At 73.3% G+C, this 17,872-nt stretch carries 17 protein-coding genes and 5 tRNA genes; 10 read left to right on the top strand and 12 right to left on the bottom strand.

Annotated features, from left to right (window positions below; genetic code table 11):
* Positions 1-207 precede the first annotated feature (207 nt).
* Positions 208-768, top strand: a complete 561-nt coding sequence (locus ABZ896_RS46780) for a CGNR zinc finger domain-containing protein (protein ID WP_360943446.1) — start codon at positions 208-210, stop codon at positions 766-768.
* A gap of 85 nt (positions 769-853) precedes the next feature.
* Here ABZ896_RS46780 and ABZ896_RS46775 read toward each other — a convergent pair whose 3' ends face one another.
* Both ABZ896_RS46775 and ABZ896_RS46770 read right to left on the bottom strand, forming a co-directional pair.
* The gene (locus ABZ896_RS46775; protein ID WP_360943443.1) at positions 854-1,006 is read right to left on the bottom strand and encodes a hypothetical protein; all 153 of its coding nucleotides are present in this window, start codon (positions 1,004-1,006) and stop codon (positions 854-856) included.
* Positions 1,007-1,151: 145 nt separating this feature from the next.
* On the bottom strand, positions 1,152-1,604 hold the full coding sequence (locus tag ABZ896_RS46770) for a hypothetical protein (RefSeq protein WP_360943440.1): 453 nt from the start codon (positions 1,602-1,604) through the stop codon (positions 1,152-1,154).
* 327 nt (positions 1,605-1,931) lie between these two features.
* Between ABZ896_RS46770 and ABZ896_RS46765 the strand changes: the two genes are divergently transcribed.
* Entirely contained in the window at positions 1,932-2,453 is a 522-nt protein-coding gene (locus ABZ896_RS46765) for a DsbA family protein (RefSeq protein ID WP_360943437.1), read from the top strand.
* 7 nt (positions 2,454-2,460) lie between these two features.
* On the opposite strand, the gene ABZ896_RS46760 is transcribed toward ABZ896_RS46765, so the two are convergent.
* From ABZ896_RS46760 to ABZ896_RS46750, 3 genes are all read right to left on the bottom strand, one after another.
* Positions 2,461-3,288 (bottom strand): GNAT family N-acetyltransferase, encoded by an 828-nt coding sequence (locus tag ABZ896_RS46760; protein WP_360943434.1) that lies wholly within the window; start codon positions 3,286-3,288, stop codon positions 2,461-2,463.
* Positions 3,289-3,363: 75 nt separating this feature from the next.
* Positions 3,364-4,185 carry an aminodeoxychorismate lyase gene (locus ABZ896_RS46755; RefSeq protein WP_360943431.1) on the bottom strand — a complete coding sequence of 274 codons (822 nt, stop codon included), beginning with the start codon at positions 4,183-4,185 and terminating at the stop codon, positions 3,364-3,366.
* Positions 4,186-5,226 (bottom strand): chorismate-binding protein, encoded by a 1,041-nt coding sequence (locus ABZ896_RS46750; RefSeq protein ID WP_360943428.1) that lies wholly within the window; start codon positions 5,224-5,226, stop codon positions 4,186-4,188.
* A gap of 178 nt (positions 5,227-5,404) precedes the next feature.
* Between ABZ896_RS46750 and ABZ896_RS46745 the strand changes: the two genes are divergently transcribed.
* The 5 genes from ABZ896_RS46745 to ABZ896_RS46725 all read left to right on the top strand — a co-directional run bounded on the left by ABZ896_RS46745 (position 5,405) and on the right by ABZ896_RS46725 (position 5,875).
* Positions 5,405-5,477, top strand: a tRNA-Gly gene (locus ABZ896_RS46745).
* Positions 5,478-5,518: 41 nt separating this feature from the next.
* Positions 5,519-5,592, top strand: a tRNA-Cys gene (locus ABZ896_RS46740).
* A gap of 1 nt (position 5,593) precedes the next feature.
* A tRNA-Val gene (locus tag ABZ896_RS46735) sits at positions 5,594-5,665 on the top strand.
* Between the two features lie 34 nt (positions 5,666-5,699).
* A tRNA-Val gene (locus ABZ896_RS46730) sits at positions 5,700-5,771 on the top strand.
* 32 nt (positions 5,772-5,803) lie between these two features.
* Positions 5,804-5,875, top strand: a tRNA-Val gene (locus ABZ896_RS46725).
* A 61-nt stretch (positions 5,876-5,936) separates the two neighbouring features.
* Here the strand turns inward: ABZ896_RS46725 and ABZ896_RS46720 are convergent.
* On the bottom strand, positions 5,937-6,242 hold the full coding sequence (locus ABZ896_RS46720; protein WP_360943425.1) for a zf-TFIIB domain-containing protein: 306 nt from the start codon (positions 6,240-6,242) through the stop codon (positions 5,937-5,939).
* Positions 6,243-6,322: 80 nt separating this feature from the next.
* On the bottom strand, positions 6,323-7,471 hold the full coding sequence (locus ABZ896_RS46715) for a phosphotransferase (RefSeq protein ID WP_360943422.1): 1,149 nt from the start codon (positions 7,469-7,471) through the stop codon (positions 6,323-6,325).
* 158 nt (positions 7,472-7,629) lie between these two features.
* Here ABZ896_RS46715 and ABZ896_RS46710 point away from each other — a divergent pair, with 158 nt between their 5' ends.
* A complete protein-coding gene (locus tag ABZ896_RS46710) occupies positions 7,630-8,832 on the top strand; it encodes an MFS transporter (protein WP_360943419.1) in 1,203 nt (400 codons plus the stop codon).
* Positions 8,833-8,979: 147 nt separating this feature from the next.
* Here ABZ896_RS46710 and ABZ896_RS46705 read toward each other — a convergent pair whose 3' ends face one another.
* Together ABZ896_RS46705 and ABZ896_RS46700 are read right to left on the bottom strand one after the other, a co-directional pair.
* Positions 8,980-9,177 carry a hypothetical protein gene (locus ABZ896_RS46705; RefSeq protein ID WP_360943416.1) on the bottom strand — a complete coding sequence of 66 codons (198 nt, stop codon included), beginning with the start codon at positions 9,175-9,177 and terminating at the stop codon, positions 8,980-8,982.
* 196 nt (positions 9,178-9,373) lie between these two features.
* Entirely contained in the window at positions 9,374-9,649 is a 276-nt protein-coding gene (locus ABZ896_RS46700) for a hypothetical protein (protein WP_217214519.1), read from the bottom strand.
* 196 nt (positions 9,650-9,845) lie between these two features.
* Here ABZ896_RS46700 and ABZ896_RS46695 point away from each other — a divergent pair, with 196 nt between their 5' ends.
* The gene (locus ABZ896_RS46695) at positions 9,846-11,291 is read left to right on the top strand and encodes a protein kinase (RefSeq protein ID WP_360943411.1); all 1,446 of its coding nucleotides are present in this window, start codon (positions 9,846-9,848) and stop codon (positions 11,289-11,291) included.
* A 512-nt stretch (positions 11,292-11,803) separates the two neighbouring features.
* On the opposite strand, the gene ABZ896_RS46690 is transcribed toward ABZ896_RS46695, so the two are convergent.
* The 3 genes from ABZ896_RS46690 to cobT all read right to left on the bottom strand — a co-directional run bounded on the left by ABZ896_RS46690 (position 11,804) and on the right by cobT (position 17,203).
* Positions 11,804-12,622, bottom strand: coding sequence for an RNA methyltransferase (locus ABZ896_RS46690; RefSeq protein ID WP_360943408.1), 819 nt, complete (start codon positions 12,620-12,622; stop codon positions 11,804-11,806).
* 64 nt (positions 12,623-12,686) lie between these two features.
* On the bottom strand, positions 12,687-13,943 hold the full coding sequence (gene cobA / locus ABZ896_RS46685) for a uroporphyrinogen-III C-methyltransferase (protein WP_360943405.1): 1,257 nt from the start codon (positions 13,941-13,943) through the stop codon (positions 12,687-12,689).
* A 140-nt stretch (positions 13,944-14,083) separates the two neighbouring features.
* Positions 14,084-17,203 (bottom strand): nicotinate-nucleotide--dimethylbenzimidazole phosphoribosyltransferase, encoded by a 3,120-nt coding sequence (cobT, locus tag ABZ896_RS46680; protein ID WP_360943402.1) that lies wholly within the window; start codon positions 17,201-17,203, stop codon positions 14,084-14,086.
* 48 nt (positions 17,204-17,251) lie between these two features.
* Between cobT and ABZ896_RS46675 the strand changes: the two genes are divergently transcribed.
* The gene (locus ABZ896_RS46675) at positions 17,252-17,788 is read left to right on the top strand and encodes a hypothetical protein (protein ID WP_360943399.1); all 537 of its coding nucleotides are present in this window, start codon (positions 17,252-17,254) and stop codon (positions 17,786-17,788) included.
* Positions 17,789-17,872 lie beyond the last annotated feature (84 nt).

Genomic DNA, 17,872 nt, shown 5'->3' with positions numbered 1-17,872 from the left:
GTTGAGGCCGAACTTCGGTGCGCTGCGGCCGACTTCGGCGGCGGACTTGCGGACGACGGTGAGCAGATCGCCACCACCGCGCCCGGTGTCCACCTGCGCGTCCGGCCGCGACCGACGGGGGCGGGCCCGTCATCATCCGGCCGCGAGCCGTTACCATCGGCCAGCATCGGCGGGCGTCCGCCCGACCCCCAGGCCAGGGAGCGAATCGTGCTGATCACCCACGACACCCGGTGTTCCCTCGACGCCGTGGTCGATCTGGTGAACACCGCACCGGAGGACGAGTCGGCGCCGGACGCGCTGCCGGATGTCGCCGCGCTCGCGGAGTTCGTACGAAACCACGAGATCAGCGGTGTCGGCACGCTCTCGGAGTTCGACCTCTCGGCCGTGCGCAAGGTCCGAGGGCGGTTCGCGGCCGTCTTCGCCGCGCCCGACGCCAAGGCCGCCGCCGGGCTGATCAACGACCTGGTCGCCGCCGCGGGCACCACACCGCAGCTCACGGACCACGACGGCTACGACTGGCATGTCCACTACTTCGCCCCGGGTGCCTCCGTGGCCGACCATCTGGCCGCCGACTGCGGGATGGCCCTGGCCTTCTTCGTGGTGGCCGGCGAGCAGGAGCGGCTGCGGCGCTGCGAGGCGCCCGACTGCCGGCGCGCCTTCGTCGACCTCTCCCGGAACCGCTCACGCCGCTACTGCGACAGCCGCACCTGCGGAAACCGGCTGCATGTGGCCGCGTACCGGGCGCGACGCAAGGAAGCCGCGGGCTGACGCCCACTACGGACCATGGGAGGGCCTCGAAGGCCCCGATGCCGACGTGGCCCCGGCGGGTGGCGCCGGGGACCACGGGTACGGCTCAGAGCAGCAGCAGGTCGTGCAGCGCAGCCATGAGCAGCAGACACCCGATCACCGCAAGGAAGATCATCAGCGGTGGCTGGGATAGGGCGAAAAGGCACCCACGCGGCTCGTCCTGCTGCGGCGCGGTGTCGCTCTGTTGCGTGTCCAGCATCTCGCCGCGATGATGGCGCAGCCGACACCCTCGGCGCGATCAACACGCCCGGAATGAGCGGGAGTTCGCCGAATTCCGTGATGTCCGTTTCGGGTCGTGATCGCTTGCGGACGGGCACGGATCCCACTGCGAACGTTTCAGTCCGTCATATGCCGTGCTTCTTGAGGATGGCCTCGATGTCGCTGAAGTCGTCCGCGGCGGATTCGGCGGGCCTGGACTTGGCGGCGGGCCGGGTCGCCGGGGTGCGTATCCCCGGGCCGAGGGAGGGCGCCGAGGCCGTGGGCGCGACCGCCTCGGTCTGGGTGGCGCGGGCCGCCGCCCTGCGCTCCTTGCGGGTGCCGCCGCGGCGGCGCTCCACCGCGCGCGTGGCAGAGAAGAGCACCCACGACAGGCCGAGCACGCCGAAGCCCGCCCAGGCCGTCGGGCTGAGCGCGGTGTCCGCGAGCCAGTCGACGACGCCGGTCATCACCAGGCCGAGCGGCACCAGGGAGTAGGCGGCGATGCGGGTGGCCGCGAGGAAACGCTTCCGGTACGCCGTGACCGCCGCGATGCCCAGGCCGGCCGCGGCGACGGCGGAACAGACGGTCTCGGCAATCATCCGGTCCTCCAGGCAGGGCTCGACGAGGCTGGGACGAGACGGCAGGGCTCGCGGAGGCGAGGCCCACTGCGGCAGTGCCGACCGGGGCGGGCGCCGCTTCGTCCCTCTCCATCCTGCACCTCCCGACCCCGCCCGGGCCATGCTCCGGCCGGACATCAGGGACATCTCCGGGTCGGCTCCTCCGCAGGTGCCGCCCGGGCGTCGTACCGCTGGAGGGTGCGGGTGGAGCGGCGGGTGGAGGGTGCGGGTGGACAGGTCGGGCGGACAGGGCGGGTGGAGTGGGCGGCTCGATTCGGTCATCGACGGCTCGGCTGGGAGACTGGGCGCATGAGCGACCCCTCCCCCGCCCGTCCCACCGCGCCCGTGCTCGACGTCTGGTGCGACCTGCAGTGTCCGGACTGCCGTGGCGCCCTCGACGACGTCCGGGCCCTGCGCGCCCGTTACGGCGACCGGCTGGAGCTGCGGCTGCGGCACTTCCCGCTGGAGAAGCACAAGCACGCGTTCGCCGCCGCGCAGGCCGCGGAGGAGGCCCTGGAGCAGGGCAGGGGCTGGGAGTACGTCGAGGCCGTGCTCGGGCGGGTCGAGGACCTGGAGCGCGAGGGAGAGCCCTTCCTGGTCGCGGTCGCGGGTGAACTGGGCCTGGACGCCGAGGAGTTCGACACCGCGCTGATCGACGGCCGGCACATCCTGATCGTGGACGCCGACCAGGCCGAGGGGAAGGCGATCGGCGTGACCGGCACACCGACGTACGTCGTCGACGGCGAGCGCCTGGACGGCAGCAAGAGCCGGGAGGGCCTGCGCGAGCGCGTCGAGGAGATCGTGGACCGGCTGCTGGCCGATCAGCCGTAGAGCCGACTCAGAGCAGGCTCTTGTACATCGAGTACCCCACCGGCACGTAGCCCAGCGACTCGTACAGCCGCTCCGCCGGTGTGTTCCCCGCGAAGACGTTGAGGCCGAGGACACGGCGGCCGGCGGCGATCGTCTGGGCCTCGGCCAGCAGCATCAGGGTGCGCCCGTGGCCGCGGCCCCGGACGGCCTCGTCGGTCTCGACGTCGTAGACGAACGCCTTGTCGTCGCGGAACGCCATCCACAGGATGCCGACCCGACTGCCCTCGTGCTCCAGGACGCTGACCCGCATGCCCTCCGTCGCGGGGCCCTGGGGGAAGGTCGCCTCGTGGTCCTTGAGCGCCTTCGCCCGCGCCGCGGCCTCCGGCACCCCGCGGGAGCTCCAGTCCCCGGCGTACTCGTCGAGGCCGCGGGCCCGCCACGGCCCGAACTCCGCCTCGGTCATGGGCCGGCACCGGCTGCCCGCGGGCAACTCGGGTGCCGTGTCGCCGAGTTGCTTCTCCATGCCGCGGTTGCGGTGGACGTACCCGAGCGCCGTCGCGAGACGCAGGGCGGGCTCGGCGTCGGCCGGGACCCTGATCACCAGCTGCCCGCAGCCCCAGCCCCGCACCACCTCCTCGGCGGCGAGCGCGGCGACCGTGCCCCGGCCGCGTCTGCGGTCGGGTTCCTCGATCCGCAGGTCCAGGATCTGGGCGAGGGCTGGTCCGAAGCCCGGGTGGGTGGCGAGATGGATCGCGCCGACGGGACGGCTGTTCACGCACACCTGGTAGTGGCGGGACAGCGCCCCGTCGGCACCGCGCTGGAGCGGCTCGGTCGGCCGCAGGGTGGTGGTCATCACCGGTGTTCTACCCGCCCGCGGCCTCGCGGTCAGCCGAATAAACGCAGCGCTTGTACAGCCGTACGAAAAGAACGTCTACGGGTCGAGGTCGTCGCCGGACCGCTCGTCGAAGATCCGCATGGCCTTGGCGGTCACCGGGCCGGGTGCGCCCGGCAGTTCGCGGCCGTCGACGCGGTGGACGCCCTGGACGTCCCGCAGGGTCGAGGTCAGGAAGACCTCGTCGGCCCGCTCCAGGACGTCCAGCGGGAGGTCGGTCTCCTCGGCGCCGGTCCATTCGATCGTCAGCGCGCGTGTGATGCCCGCGAGGCAGCCGGAGGCGAGCGGCGGGGTGTGGATCTCGCCGTCGAGGACGACGAAGACGTTCGACCCGGTGCCCTCGCAGAGCTGTCCGACGGTGTTGGGGAAGAGCGCCTCGCTGGCGCCCTGGTCATGGGCCCGCGCGAGCGCGACCACGTTCTCGGCGTACGAGGTGGTCTTGAGCCCGGTGAGGGCGCCGCGTTCGTTGCGGGTCCACGGGACGGTGATCGTGGCCGTGGAGTCGGGGCGCCGGGCGGTCTCGCCGAGGGCGATGAGCAGGGTCGGGCCCTGGTCGCCGCGGTCGGAGCCGAGCGGGCCGTAGCCGCCGGTGTAGGTGATGCGCAGGCGGCCCAGGGGCATGGGGTTGGCCTCCAGGACGGCCTCGCAGCCCCGGCGGACCTCGTCGAGGTCGGGATCGGGCAGGCCGAGCCCGCGCGCGGAGAGGGTCAGCCGGTCGAGATGCCGGGTGAGGGCGAAGGGACGGCCGTCCGCCGCCTTCACGGTCTCGAATATGCCGTCGCCCACGGTCAGCCCGTGGTCGAAGACGGAGACGCGCGCGGTCTCCATGTCCTGGAGTGCGCCGTCGAGCCAGATCTTCACCTAAGAAGTCCCTTCACTCACTTCGTACGTTCCCGACGCTACCGCGAGCAGCCGGGCTGCCTTCAGCTCGGTCTCCCGCCATTCCCCCTCGGGGTCGGAACCCCAGGTGATGCCGGCACCGGTGCCGAAGCGCAGCACGCCCTCGGCCCGGTCGATCCAGAAGCTGCGGATGCCGACGGCCAGCTCGCCGGTGCCGTGGTCGGCGTCGACCCAGCCGATGCCGCCGCAGTAGGGGCCGCGGGGCGCGGTCTCCAGGGCGTCGATGATCCGCAGGGCGCTGGACTTGGGCGCGCCGGTGACCGACCCGGGCGGGAAGGCGGCGGCGAACAGCTCGGGCCAGCCGGCGTCCGGATGGAGTTCGCCGCGGACCAGGGAGACCAGATGCACGAGCCCGGGATGCTTCTCGACGGCACACAGGTCGGGGACGGTGACGGTGCCGGTGGCGCAGACCCGTCCGAGGTCGTTGCGGACCAGGTCGACGATCATCACGTTCTCGGCGTAGTCCTTGTCGAGCAGGTCGTCCTCGGTGCGCCCGGTGCCCTTGATCGGCCCCGACTCCACGACCCGCCCCTCCCGCCGCAGGAACAGCTCGGGCGAGGCGGTGGCGATCTCGACGCCGTACGCGGGAAGGCGGATCGTTCCTGCATACGGCGCCGGGTTGCCGCGCGCGAGCAGCGAGGTGAGGGCGTCGACATCGGCGTCGGATGCGACGGGCGCGCTCAGTACGCGGCAGAGGTTGGCCTGGTAGACCTCGCCGCGCGCGATGTGCTCGCGGATCCGGCGGACGCCCGCCGTGTACGCGGCGCGGTCGAGAGACGACGTCCAGTCATCGAGATGTGGGCCTCGCCACACTCCGGACCGCGGCGCGGGCACCGGCTCCCGGCGTACGTCGGCGAACCGGGCGCAGGTCAGACCGCCCTCGAAGTCCGCGGCGACGGCCCAGAAGCCGCTGGAGTCCAGGGCCGCGGGGTCGCTGGTGACGTCGAGGAGACCGGTGGCGACGCGGTCGCCGAAGCGGGCGAGAGGAACGAGGTCGAGCACGCCGTCGAGTCTATGGCGGGTGTCCGCCCGGTGACCTGGTCATGTCCCTTCGGCTGCCCTGACCACGTCAGTCACCGGACGCAGCGCAGCACGCTGCGCAAACGCGTTTTTGCCCTGGCCCCGGAATCCGCTAGAGTTCAACTCGTCGCCGGGACGCGGAAGCGGACCGGAAGGACAGGCGAACGTAGCTCAGTTGGTAGAGCGCAACCTTGCCAAGGTTGAGGTCGCGAGTTCGAACCTCGTCGTTCGCTCGAAAGAGCAAGGGGGATCCTCCCGGACCCCCAGCACTCCTGGTGGAGTGGCCGAGAGGCGAGGCAACGGCCTGCAAAGCCGTCTACACGGGTTCAAATCCCGTCTCCACCTCCAAGGACGATTAGCTCAGCGGGAGAGCGCTTCCCTGACACGGAAGAGGTCACTGGTTCAATCCCAGTATCGTCCACTGGATCTTCGGCAGTTCATCGAAGGTCTGACCCGCGCGATTAGCTCAGCGGGAGAGCGCTTCCCTGACACGGAAGAGGTCACTGGTTCAATCCCAGTATCGCGCACGCAACAGACACGATCCTGATCGTGGTTTCCCGCGCGATTAGCTCAGCGGGAGAGCGCTTCCCTGACACGGAAGAGGTCACTGGTTCAATCCCAGTATCGCGCACACACCGAAGCCCCCGGCCCTGCGGCCGGGGGCTTCCTCGTGGTCCGGGTCAGCTTTCGGATCAGCTGGAGAACAGCATGTGGCCGAAGCCCCGCTTGTGGTGGTGGCCGCCGTAGTGACCACCGCCGTGGTGGCCGCCGTGCTGCGGGGCGCCCCAGGCGGGGGCGGAGTGACCGCCGGCCGGGTACTGCGGGGCGGCCGGGGGCGGCGGGACGGCGGGGCCGCCGCCCCACTGGCCCTCCAGCCGGGTCAGGGCCTCCAGCTCGCCGTAGTCGAGAAAGATCCCGCGGCAGCCGCTGCACTGCTCGATCTGGACACCGTTGCGGTTGTACGTGTGCATCGGTGCGTGACACTTCGGACACTGCATCGTCGGCTCAACTCCTCGCCGGTCGGTCCTGCTTCGCGTTACGCCAGGACAGACTCTGTCCGGCTCCGGTCGGTTGCACCCTACTTCGCGAAATCGTCCGCCAACTCCGGCGGGAGGGAACCCATTCGGTCACACGCGTCCACGACGGCCACCTCCACGTCGTCGAGCGGCCGGTCCTCCGCCACGGCCTTGGCGACGGCCCGCGCCGCGGTCTGCACGGTGAGGGCGCGGGCCGGGACCTCCAGGGCGGGCCAGGGATCGCCGTCCGGGGGGACCGCGGGGCCACCCTCCGTGCGGTAGGCGGTGAGGAAGCGGGCCCAGTCCTCCGGCGCGAGCAGGCCGCAGGCGAACCAGGCGGCGGGGCGGGCGAGATCCCAGGCGGGCACGCCGGTGCCGAGGTCGTCGACGTCGATGAGCCGCCACGGGCCGTCGGGAGCGGGGTACCGGACCAGCTGGCCGAGGTGCAGGTCTCCGTGGCAGAGGGTCGTGGGGTCCGGCATGGGGGTCTCGGCGCGGGCCCAGGGCGGGAGGGTGGCCCAGGCTCGGAGGATGGGGGTGATGGCGGGGTGCGGGGGCGTGACCTGCGGGGCCGGGCCTGGGTGAGGGGGGTTGTGCGGGGGCGGGGCGGGCGAGGCCGGGTCTTGGTGGGGCGCGCTGTGCGGGGGCGTGTCTTCCCAGGTCGCACTGTGCGGGGTCGTGTCGTCCCAGGTCGTGCTGTGCCGGGGCGGGCCATGACGGGGCGTGGTGTGCGACGGCTGGCCTTGCCGGAGTGTGCCGTGGGTGACGGTTGCGAGGAGGCGGGCGATGGCCAGAGCGGCCTTTGCGGGGCCGCGCATCGGGGGGAGGGTGGGTGGGGCGGGGGTGCGGTGGAGGTGGGCGAGGAGGGTGGCGGCGGATTCCCAGGGGGCGGCTTCCGGGCGGTCCGGGTCCACGGGGGTGCCGTAGGGCCAGAACGTGACGAGGCGGCCGTGCAGGTCGACCGGCGTCGGGCTGAGCGGGGGCAGGAGGATGCCGGGGAGGTCGGCGGCCGTGGTGAGACGGGTGGCCAGCTCGGCGGGGGCGGTGTCGGGCGCGTGGGCCTTGGCGACGGTGTCCTCGTGCCGGACCACCGTGGCGTCGGGGCGGTCCGCGAGGGTGGCCGCGCCGCAGGAGCACGGCGACGGCGTACGGGAGTGAGCCTCGGTCCGGACTCTGAGGGTGAGTTCGGTGAGCAGAGGGTGGGCGGTCACGGGGCTCCCTGGGCTGTACGGGTCTGCCCGTGAGGGTACGCAGGACAGGCCTGTACGGGCCGGGGCGGCCTTCGCTACGGTGACGGTTCCGAATCGGGATCGTCGACGCGTTGGTGGCTGGGTGGCGCGTCTCCTCGACGTACCCGACGGAGACCTCTGTGGCGTACCGCTCTCTGCTGCGCGTGGCGGGCATCGGCTTCTTCCCCTTGGGATTCCTGGCCCGGCTGCCCTACGCGACCTCGACCCTGTCCACCCTCCTCCTGCTCCAGGCGGCGACGCACAGCTACGCCTTCGCCGGGCTCGCCGCCGCGGCCCAGAGCATCGCCGTCGCCGTCGGCGGCCCCTTGGTCGGGGCCCTCGCCGACCGCCACGGACATCGCCACGTCGGTGTCGGTGCGGCGACGGCCAACCTGGTTGCCTGGGCCTGTCTGGCGGCGGCCGCGAGCCACGGCGGCCGAGCGAGCATGCTCGCGGCGGCAGCGCTGGTGGGCCTGACGCAGCCTCAGGTCGGTCCTCTCGTACGAGTGCACTGGTCCCGTCTGGTGCACGCGCGGGACGCGGGCCATGTGGTGCCCTCGGCGCTGGCCTACGAAGCGTCCGCCGACGAGCTGAGCTTCGTCACCGGACCGGCGCTCGTGGGGCTGCTCGCGGCGGTCGGCCCGCTCGCGCCGACCGTGCTGACCATGTCCCTGATCGCGGCGACCACCCTGCCCTTCGCCCTCCTCCACGGCGGCGGCGCCTCAGGGCAGCCGGGCGCCGAGCAGAACGGACAGGCGCGCCTGCCGCGTCTCCCGCTGGCCGTCATGTTCCTGGCGATGGCAGCGGTGGGGGCGGTCTTCGGGGCGGTCCAGACGGCCGTCACGGTGTACGCCGACGCCCTCGGCGAGCCTGGTGTCTCGGGGCTCGTGTACGCGGAGTTCGGGGTCGGCAGCGCGCTGGCCGGGGCCGCCTGCGCCTGGCTCCCGCGGCGGTTCTCGCTGCACGCCCGCTATGTCACCTTCGCCGCGGCGCTCTGCGCCGGGACGCTCGTCCTCTACGTCGGTACCCGGGCGGTGTCCCTGCCCGTCGGCGTCGCGCTCGCGAGCTTCACCGTGGCGCCGTACATGATCAGTCTGTACGCGCTCACCGAGCGGCTCGCCCCCGCGCGACGGGCGGCCTTCGCCATGACGGTGCTGTGCGCGGGCGGTCCCCTCGGGACGGCCGCGGGGCAGGCCGTGTCGGGTGGGCTCGCACAGGCTCATGGTGTCGAGGGCGCACTGCTCGTGGCCCTCGTTGCAGCTGGCGGGGCGCTGCTCCTGGCCGGCCTCTGGGGGATCCTGCCCGGTCGGGAGCTGCGGTCGTCGGAGCTCGTGGGGGTCTGAAGGGCCGTGCCCTCGCGGGGAAAAGCAATGCCGGCGCAGCTCCCCAGCTGCGCCGGCATTTTTGCCGTCCGCCGCACCCCCGTCCCCACGGGGTTTCATGGGTGGATGTCCCCGCCCGGACCGCTCTTCCGGGCCTGGGGTCGCCGCTCAGCGCCCCAGCATCACTCCCACGGACGACGCCTGTGTGGCCACTGTCTCCCAGCCGTCGAAGACGACGAGGAGCAGGACCGCCAGGGGGAGGGCCATCAGCGTCGCCACCAGCGGGTGGCGACGGCCCGTCCGGCGGGGGCGGTGCGCGATGCGCGACCTGGTGCGGACGATCGTCCGCGGTGCCGTCAGAGCCATGGTCCCTCTCCTGACCGTTCAGTTGTGGTTGGCAGCGGCGGGTGTCTGACCTCGGGGGACGAGTGCTGCACCCGCCGCTTGACCTCAAATCTAGGCGTCGGCGCCCCTGCGCACGTCATGCCCTCGTACCGATTGCCGGGCCTCCCCGAGGATGAGCCATCACCAGCGGAGTACTCCCAGGGGTGGAGACGCAGACCTAGGTCTCGGGGTCTTCCCGGAGGGGTCGCCCGGACTGCCCCGCTTTCTCCGAGCTGTCCTCCCTCGGCACCGGCTGCTCCACCAGCGCGAGGACCCGGGTCGCCATGAAACGGGCCGTCCGCACGACCGAGCCACTGCGCGTGACTTCGCTCACTTCCACGACTCCTCGCCGGACCGCCGTCTCCACCCGGCGGCCCGCTCGGCTCGCCACCACCTCGTATGTGCGCGTCGTGTCCCCTGCGTCCACGACTATCTCCACGCGATCACCCTTCACGGGTTCAATCCCCCTTCCGCCGTGGGTGGTTGGGATCACAGTCACGGTGAAGTCCGCCCGCCCTCCCACCCCCTGACCACCCCTCAAGTCTCCCACCCGGCACTGACAATCCATCGGGACGAGAGGGCGCGGCCTCTGCGCGCGACGGCTCACGGAAACGTAAGCTGTCGCTCGTCAAACGGACCGGGCAGCGGGGATGAACATGGCGATGATGCGCCTGAGGCGCGAGGACCCGCGCGTCGTCGGCTCGTTCAGGCTTCACAGACGGCTAGGCGCGGGCGGCATGGGGGTCGTCTACCTGGGTTCCGACAAGAAGGGGCAGCGGGTCGCGCTGAAGGTGATCCGCCCCGATCTGGCGGAGGACCAGGAGTTCCGCTCGCGGTTCGCGCGCGAGGTCTCCGCCGCCCGGCGGATCCGCGGCGGCTGCACCGCGCGGCTGGTCGCGGCGGACCTGGAGGCCGAACGGCCGTGGTTCGCCACGCAGTACGTGCCCGGCCCGTCCCTGCACGACAAGGTCGTCGACGAGGGCTCGCTGGTCGCGGCCGAGGTCGCCTCGATCGGGGCGGCCCTGTCGGAGGGGCTGGTCGCGGTGCACGAGGCCGGGGTGGTGCACCGGGACCTCAAGCCGTCCAACATCCTGCTCTCCCCCAAGGGCCCGCGGATCATCGACTTCGGCATCGCCTGGGCGACCGGGGCCTCCACGCTCACCCATGTCGGCACGGCGGTCGGCTCGCCCGGCTTCCTCGCGCCGGAGCAGGTGCGCGGGGCGGCGGTGACGCCGGCCACGGACGTGTTCTCGCTCGGCGCGACGCTGGCGTACGCCTCGATGGGTGACTCGCCCTTCGGGCACGGCAGTTCCGAGGTGATGCTGTACCGCGTGGTGCACGAGGAGGCGCAGCTGCACGGGGTGCCGGACGCGTTGGCGCCGCTGGTGCGGGCCTGTCTGGCGAAGGATCCCGAGGAGCGGCCGAGCACGCTCCAACTGTCGTTGCGGCTCAAGGAGATCGCCGCTCGTGAGGCGCAGGGGCTGCCGGATCTGCGGCCGCCGTCGCCGCGGGCCGGTGAGGCGGACCGGCCGACCGGGCGGCTCGCCGACACGTATCCGGACCGGCCGGTACAGCGCCGCCCGCAGGGCCCTCCGGGCACGTCGGGTTCGCAGGGCAACGGCGTGGCGCGCGGCGGTGCCGGGCCGGTGCGGGGCGGTGTTCCGTCCCGGGGCGGGGTTCCCTCGCGCGGCGGCAGTGCTCCGCGCGGCAACGGCGTGCCCTCGTCGCGTCCCGGTCCCCGGCCCACTCCGGCCGGCGGTGCCCGCAACACGACCCGTTCCGGCAACGGCAGCGGCAGCCGTCCCGCGCCGCGCAGTGGTACGGGACGTCCGGCGCCCCGCAACACGGGAGTCGGCCGCCGCCCGGCCAACCCACGCCTGCTGCGCCAACGCCTGTTCGTGTTCGTGGTGGTCACCCTGCTCGTGGCCCTCGGTATCGCCGCGGCCCAGGGCTGCCAGGGGCCGCCGCGGGGGCTCGGGGTGGACCGGGATGTCGTACGGCAGCAGACGCATGGGGCGTCGAAGGACGGAGCCGTCGGCGGGGAGTCGGCGGATGGGCAGGCGACGCCGGGGCAGGGCGGCTCCGGGGCGGAGTAGAGGCTGTCCGGGGATCGGACCGGTAGCAGCGAGCGGGGCCGCACGTGCACTTGGGCGGGTCGGCGGCAGGCAGGTCTGCGTAGATGGATGGGCCGACGGCAGGCAGGTCTGCTGTAGGTGGGCGGCCGACTGCAGGCGGTACGGGGCTGCTGCACGTGGGCGGGCCGACGGCAGGTGGTGCGGGTCCGCGCGTGAGCGAGTCGGCGGCGGGCGGTGCCGGAGCGGACGACTCAAGGCGGCTGAGGGCGGTGGTGTGAGGGGGCGTACCGCCAAGGGCCCGCCCCGCCCTCGTAGGGCGTACCGCCAGCGGCCTGCCCGTTCCCGCACGGCGCATCGCCGAGACCCGCCGGTCCCGGCACGGCGCATCGCCGAGACCCGCCCGCCCCCGCACCGCATACCGCCAAGCTCCGCCCGTCCCCGCAGGACACACCACCAGCAGCCTGACCGTTCCCGCGCGGCGCATCGTCGAGGCCCGTCCGGCACTCGACGCCGGGCCCGGTCCGGCCGTGGCTCTACGCCTGCGGGCGGCCCGTTGCCACCGCGTAGAACGCGACCGCTGCTGCCGCTCCCACGTTGAGGGAGTCGACGCCGTGGGCCATGGGGATGCGGACCCATTCGTCGGCGGCGACGAGGGCCTGGGTGGTGAGGCCGTCGCCCTCGGCGCCGAGCATCAGGGCTACGCGGTCCATCTTGTGCGGGGCGGCCTCGTCGAGGGTCTTTGCCTTGGCGTCGGGGGTCAGGGCGAGGAGCGTGAAGCCCGCCTCGCGGACCGACTCCAGGCCCTTGGGCCAGCTGTCGAGACGGGCGTAGGGGACGGAGAAGACCGCGCCCATGGAGACCTTGACGCTGCGGCGGTACAGGGGGTCCGCGCAGTCCGGCGACAGCAGCACCGCGTCCATGCCCAGCGCCGCCGCCGAGCGGAAGATCGCGCCGATGTTGGTGTGGTCGTTGACGGACTCCATGATCACCACCCGGCGGGCGGTGTGGAGGAGGTCGGCCGCCGTCGGGAGCGGCTTGCGCTGCATGGAGGCGAGCGCGCCCCGGTGCACGTGGTAGCCGGTGACCTGCTCGGCGAGCTCCGGGCTGACCGCGTAGACGGGGGCCGGGAGTTCGTCGATGACGTCGCGCATGACGTCGACCCACTTGGCGGACAGCAGCATCGAACGCATCTCGTACCCGGCGTCCTTCGCCCGGCGGATGACCTTCTCGCCCTCGGCGATGAACAGGCCCTCGGCCGGTTCGCGCTTGCGGCGCAGGTCTACGTCGGTCAGGCCCGTGTAGTCGTGCAGGCGCGGGTCGTCGGGATCCTCGACGGTGATGAGATCGGCCACAGGGTGATACTGCCTTGTCCTGGGTGCGGTGCCAACGGCTGGGAACGGGTTGGGTTACCTGCGGTTACTCAGAGGGCTGCTCGGGCCGGTCCGACGGCTCCTTCGGGCCCACGGCCACCACCTCGCCGATGACGATGACCGCCGGGGGCTTCACGTCCTCCCGCACGACCGCCTCCCCCACCGTCGCCAGCGTCGCGTCCACCCTGCGCTGCGCGGCCGTCGTGCCCTCCTGGACCAGTGCCACCGGGGTCTCGGGCGACTTGCCGTGCGCGACGAGCGTCTCCGCGATCCTGCCGATCTTGTCGACGCCCATGAGGATCACGAGCGTGCCGGTCAGCTTGGCGAGGGACGGCCAGTCGACCAGGGAGCGCTCGTCGTCGGGGGCGACATGGCCGCTGACCACGGTGAACTCGTGGGCGACCCCTCGGTGGGTGACCGGGATGCCGGCCGCGCCCGGGACGGAGATCGAGCTGGAGATGCCGGGGACGACGGTGCAGGGGATGCCCGCCTCGGCGAGAGCGTGCAGCTCCTCCATGCCGCGGCCGAACACATAGGGGTCGCCGCCCTTGAGCCGTACGACCGCCTTGCCCTGCCGGGCGTGCTCGATGAGCGCGTTGTTGATCGCCTCCTGGGCCATGAACCGGCCGTAGGGGATCTTGGCCGCGTCGATCACCTCGACGTGCGGCGGGAGTTCGGCGAGCAGGTCGCGGGGGCCGAGGCGGTCGGCGATGACGACGTCGGCCTCGGCGAGGAGGCGGCGGCCGCGGACCGTGATCAGGTCCGGGTCGCCGGGGCCGCCGCCGACGAGGGCGACGCCGGGGGTGCGGGTGCGGTGGTGGGGGGCGACGAGGGTGCCGTCGCGCAGGCCCTCGACGACCGCGTCGCGGATGGCGGCGGTGTGGCGGGGGTCGCGGCCGCGCGCGTTGGTGGTGAGGACGGCGACCGTCACCCCCTCGCTGTGGCCGGTGGCCGGGGTCCAGGCGGTGGCGGCGTCGGCGTCGTCGGAGCGGACGCACCAGACGCGGTGGCGCTCGGCCTCGGCGGAGGCAAGGGTGTTCGCGTCCGTGTCGCCGGTGGCGATCAGGGCGTACCAGGCGCCTGCCAGATCGCCCTCGCGGTACGGCCGGCGCTCCCAGGCGATCTCGCCCGCGTCGGCCATCGCCTCCACGGAGGGGGTCGCCGAGGGGGACACCAGGAGGACGTCCGCGCCGGCCGCGATCAGGGCGGGCAGCCGGCGCTGGGCGACCTGGCCGCCGCCGAGGACCACGACCCTGCGGCCGGTGAGGCGGAGGCCTACGGGGTAGGCGGGGTGTTCGGCCATGAGGTGCGGCTCCTCGTCCTGGCAAGGCGATGGGTGCTACGGCGCTGGAGCAGCCCTGACGTGCAGATTTTAGAGATGGGTTCAGCGTACGGCCGGGGTGGGGTGCACGCAGGAGCGCGTACCCCACCCCGGTCGCGGGATCACTTCTCGGTGACGCCCGCCGAGTCGAACGTGGCGACCTCGTGCATGGCGCGGGCCGTGCTCTGGACGAGCGGCAGGGCCAGCAGGGCGCCCGTGCCCTCGCCGAGACGGAGGTCGAGGTCGACCAGGGGACGCAGCCCGAGCTTGTTCAGGGCGGCGACATGGCCCGGCTCGGCGCTGCGGTGGCCCGCGATGCAGGCCGCGAGGACCTCGGGGGCGATGGCGCGGGCGACAAGGGCGGCGGCACCGGCGCTGACGCCGTCCAGGATCACCGGCGTCCGCAGCGACGCCCCGCCCAGCAACAGGCCCACGATCGCCGCGTGTTCGAAGCCGCCGATCGCCGCGAGGACGCCGATCGGGTCGGCCGGGTCGGGCTGGTGGACCTCGATGGCACGGCGGACGACCTCGGTCTTACGGGCCAGGGTCTCGTCGTTGATGCCGGTGCCGCGGCCGGTGACCTCGGCCGGGTCGGCGCCGGTGAACACCGAGATCAGGGCCGCCGAGGCGGTGGTGTTCGCGATGCCCATCTCACCGGTGAGCAGCGCCTTGTTGCCGGCCGCGACCAGGTCGCGGGCGGTCTCGATGCCGACCTCGATGGCCTGCTTGGCCTCCTCGCGGGTCATCGCGGGGCCGGTGGTCATGTCGGAGGTGCCCGCGCGGATCTTGCGGGGCAGCAGGCCGGGGGTGGCGGGCAGGTCGGCGGCCACGCCGACGTCCACGACACAGACCTCGGCGCCCACCTGTCCGGCGAAGGCGTTGCAGACCGCTCCCCCGCCGAGGAAGTTGGCCACCATCTGGGCGGTGACCTCCTGCGGCCAGGGGGTGACGCCTTGGGCGTGCACGCCGTGGTCACCGGCGAAGATCGCGACGGCCGCGGGCTCCGGGATGGGCGGCGGGCACTGGCGCGACAGCCCGGACAGCTGCGCGGAGATGATCTCCAGCATGCCGAGCGCGCCGGCCGGCTTCGTCATCCGCTTCTGCCGCTCCCACGCCTCGCCGAGCGCCTTGGCGTCCAGCGGGCGGATCTGGGCGACGGTCTCGGCGAGCAGGTCGTGCGGCTCCTCGCCGGGCAGCGCGCGACGGCCGTACGTCTCCTCGTGCACCACCCAGGACAGCGGGCGGCGCTTGGACCAGCCGGCCTGCATCAGCTCGGGCTCGTCCGGGAACTCGTCGACGTATCCGACGCACAGGTAGGCGATGACTTCGAGGTGCTCGGGCAGGCCGAGGGCACGGACCATCTCGCGCTCGTCGAAGAAGCTGACCCAGCCGACGCCGAGGCCCTCGGCGCGGGCGGCGAGCCAGAGGTTCTCGACGGCGAGCGCGGCGGAGTAGGGGGCCATCTGCGGCTGGGTGTGCCGGCCGAGGGTGTGGCGGCCGCCGCGGGTGGGGTCGGCGGTGACCACGATGTTCACCGGGGTGTCGAGGATGGCCTCGATCTTCAGTTCCTTGAACTGCTTGGCCCGGCCCTTGGGCAGCGACTTGGCGTACGCGTCCCGCTGGCGCTGGGCCAGTTCGTGCATCGCGCCGCGCGTCTCGGCGGAGCGGATGACGACGAAGTCCCAGGGCTGCGAGTGGCCCACGGAGGGCGCGGTGTGGGCGGCCTCCAGGACGCGGAGCAGCACCTCGTGCGGGATCGGGTCGCTGCGGAAGCCGTTGCGGATGTCCCGGCGCTCCCGCATGACCTTGAGCACGGCCTCGCGCTCGGCGTCGTCGTACGGGGGCGCGGCGGGGCCGCTGGACTGCCGTACGTCTTCCGCCGGGGCCTGGCTCACGTCGTCGTCTTCCTGCTCGGCGCCCTGGGTGTCCAGGTCGTCCGCGTGCTGTACGAGGTCCGGCTCGGCGTCCGCGGCAGCGTCCCGGGGGCCGGGGACGACCGGCTGCGCCACGTCGTCCGCCGGGAACGTCATCGGGTGCGGCGGGGTCGGCGCGAGGTGCGGGGTCGTGGGTACGGTCCCGTCCACGGGCACGAACTCGCCAACCGGCAGGCCCGGTTGGGGCTCCAGGGGGACACCGGCCGGGAGGACGGTCGCCGGGGCGTCGGCGGCGAGCGGCTCCACGGGGGGTGCCGGGGCCTCCGCCTCCTCGGCCTCCTCGGCCGACGGTTCCGACTGCTCTACGGCGATGCCGCCGGCTTCCGCCGCCAGGGGCTGCGGGGCGCTCTCGCCGGGGGTCGGGCCCTGGGCGGCGGCGGGCTGGGCGAACTCCGGGTCCTGGACGGGAGCTTCCTCGGGGGTGGGCTCCTGGGGCTGGTCGGCGAGGGGGGGCTCGGTGAGGGTGGGGGTGGCGCCGGATTCGGGGTGGGCGGCGCTTTCGGCCTGGGCGTCCGCCTCGGGTCCGGTTCCCGCTTCGGGTTCGACTTCGGCTTCGGTTTCGGCGGGTGCGGTGGCCACCGGCTGAGGAGCCTGGTCTGCCTCGGCGGGGAGGGGTACGGCTGCTGCGGCGTCCGGGGCGGTGGCCTCCGGCTCGGGGGCGGCGGGCGCCTCGGCCGGAGCGAGCGTGGGTTCCGGGGTTACGGCGGGTTCCTGGGCGGCTGCGGCTCCCTCGACGGCGTCCGCCTCTCCGGGAGCGGCCGGGGGCAGGGTCTCCGGGGCGGCGGCGTCGGGCGTGGGGGCGGCTTCGGAGGGGACAGCCGGGGGTGCCAGGGGCTCGGCGGGCTGTACGGCTGCTGCGGCAGCGTCGGCTTCGGCGACACCGTGCGCTTCGACGGCAGCTTCGGCCTCTGCGGCCGTGGTCTCGGGAGCGGCGGCATCGGCGAGCGGCACGCTCTCGGCGGCGAGGGCCTCTCCCATCGGGGTGCCCTCCGGCGCAAGGCCCTCCGCAGACGGCACGCCCTCCGGCGCAACGGCCTCTCCGGTCGGCGCGCCCTCGGAGGGCAGGGTCTCCGCGCTGGGAACGACCGCGCCGGGTGCGGACTCGACGCCCGTGACCGGGGTCGTGTCGGACACGGCATCGGCGCCCCGCACCTCACCGGAAGCCGCAGGGTCGGTGAGGACAGCCTCGGGCACCTCGGCGGGCAGCGCGCCGGTCGCCGGTACGGCCTCCGCACCGGGGACGGCGTCCGAGCCCTGGACGGAGTCCACCGGCTCCGGTCCGTCGCCCACAACGCCGTCAACGGACACGGCAACGCCCTCACCGGCGTCCGGAATCAGGTCACCGGTCGGGTCCTGGTGCACATCGAGACCCGGCTCGGCGACAGGGTGGAGCACAGGACCAAGCTCGACGGCCTGACCCGCGTCGGGCACGGAGTCGCTACCCGGGACCGGGCTCACCTCGACCACGGCGTCCCCGCCCGGAACCTCACCGGCAACGGCGACCGAACCGCCCTCGGGAACCGGGGCTCCCGCCGCGTCCGTACCGGCGCCCGGAACCACGGCCGTTTCGACACCCGGCACCTGGACGGCTTCCGCCACCGGACCTTCGCCCGGCACCTCAGCAACGCCCGGCACCTGTCCGCCGTCCACAAGGACCGCACCCGTCTCGACCGCACCCGCCTCGCCGACAGAGCCGTACGTCTCCTCCGGCCCCTCCCCGGCGACCTCGGCGACGGACATCGCGCCCTGGACGCCGTACTCGCCCTCCTGCGCGGCCGCCCCCGCCTCGCTCACGAGACGGGCCATCGTCGCCTGGGCCGCGCCCAGCGGTTCGTGGGCCGGGACAACCGTTTCGGCAGCCGGGGCCATGGTGCCGACCGGGGCCTGCGCTAATTACCGTTAAGTAACTCAAAGTTTAGGGGCCTGCCCACGGCAGTGATACGTGAGCTTGGCGACAGGGGGAAAACTGCCCGTCGC

It is taken from the genome of Streptomyces sp. NPDC047072 (genome assembly GCF_040643855.1).
Lineage (GTDB): Bacteria > Actinomycetota > Actinomycetes > Streptomycetales > Streptomycetaceae > Streptomyces.
The sequence above is the reverse complement of the archived record's forward strand: the minus strand, read 5'-3'. Positions and strand labels throughout refer to the sequence as shown.

What these genes read in the sequence shown, in the direction of transcription:
- ABZ896_RS46720 (WP_360943425.1), bottom strand. Translation starts at nt 6,242, where the DNA reads ATGCAGTGTCCGAAGTGTCACGCACCGATGCACACGTACAACCGCAAC.
- ABZ896_RS46765 (WP_360943437.1), top strand. Translation starts at nt 1,932, where the DNA reads ATGAGCGACCCCTCCCCCGCCCGTCCCACCGCGCCCGTGCTCGACGTC.
- ABZ896_RS46775 (WP_360943443.1), bottom strand. Translation starts at nt 1,006, where the DNA reads ATGCTGGACACGCAACAGAGCGACACCGCGCCGCAGCAGGACGAGCCG.
- ABZ896_RS46770 (WP_360943440.1), bottom strand. Translation starts at nt 1,604, where the DNA reads ATGATTGCCGAGACCGTCTGTTCCGCCGTCGCCGCGGCCGGCCTGGGC.
- ABZ896_RS46695 (WP_360943411.1), top strand. Translation starts at nt 9,846, where the DNA reads ATGAACATGGCGATGATGCGCCTGAGGCGCGAGGACCCGCGCGTCGTC.
- ABZ896_RS46705 (WP_360943416.1), bottom strand. Translation starts at nt 9,177, where the DNA reads ATGGCTCTGACGGCACCGCGGACGATCGTCCGCACCAGGTCGCGCATC.
- cobA (WP_360943405.1), bottom strand. Translation starts at nt 13,943, where the DNA reads ATGGCCGAACACCCCGCCTACCCCGTAGGCCTCCGCCTCACCGGCCGC.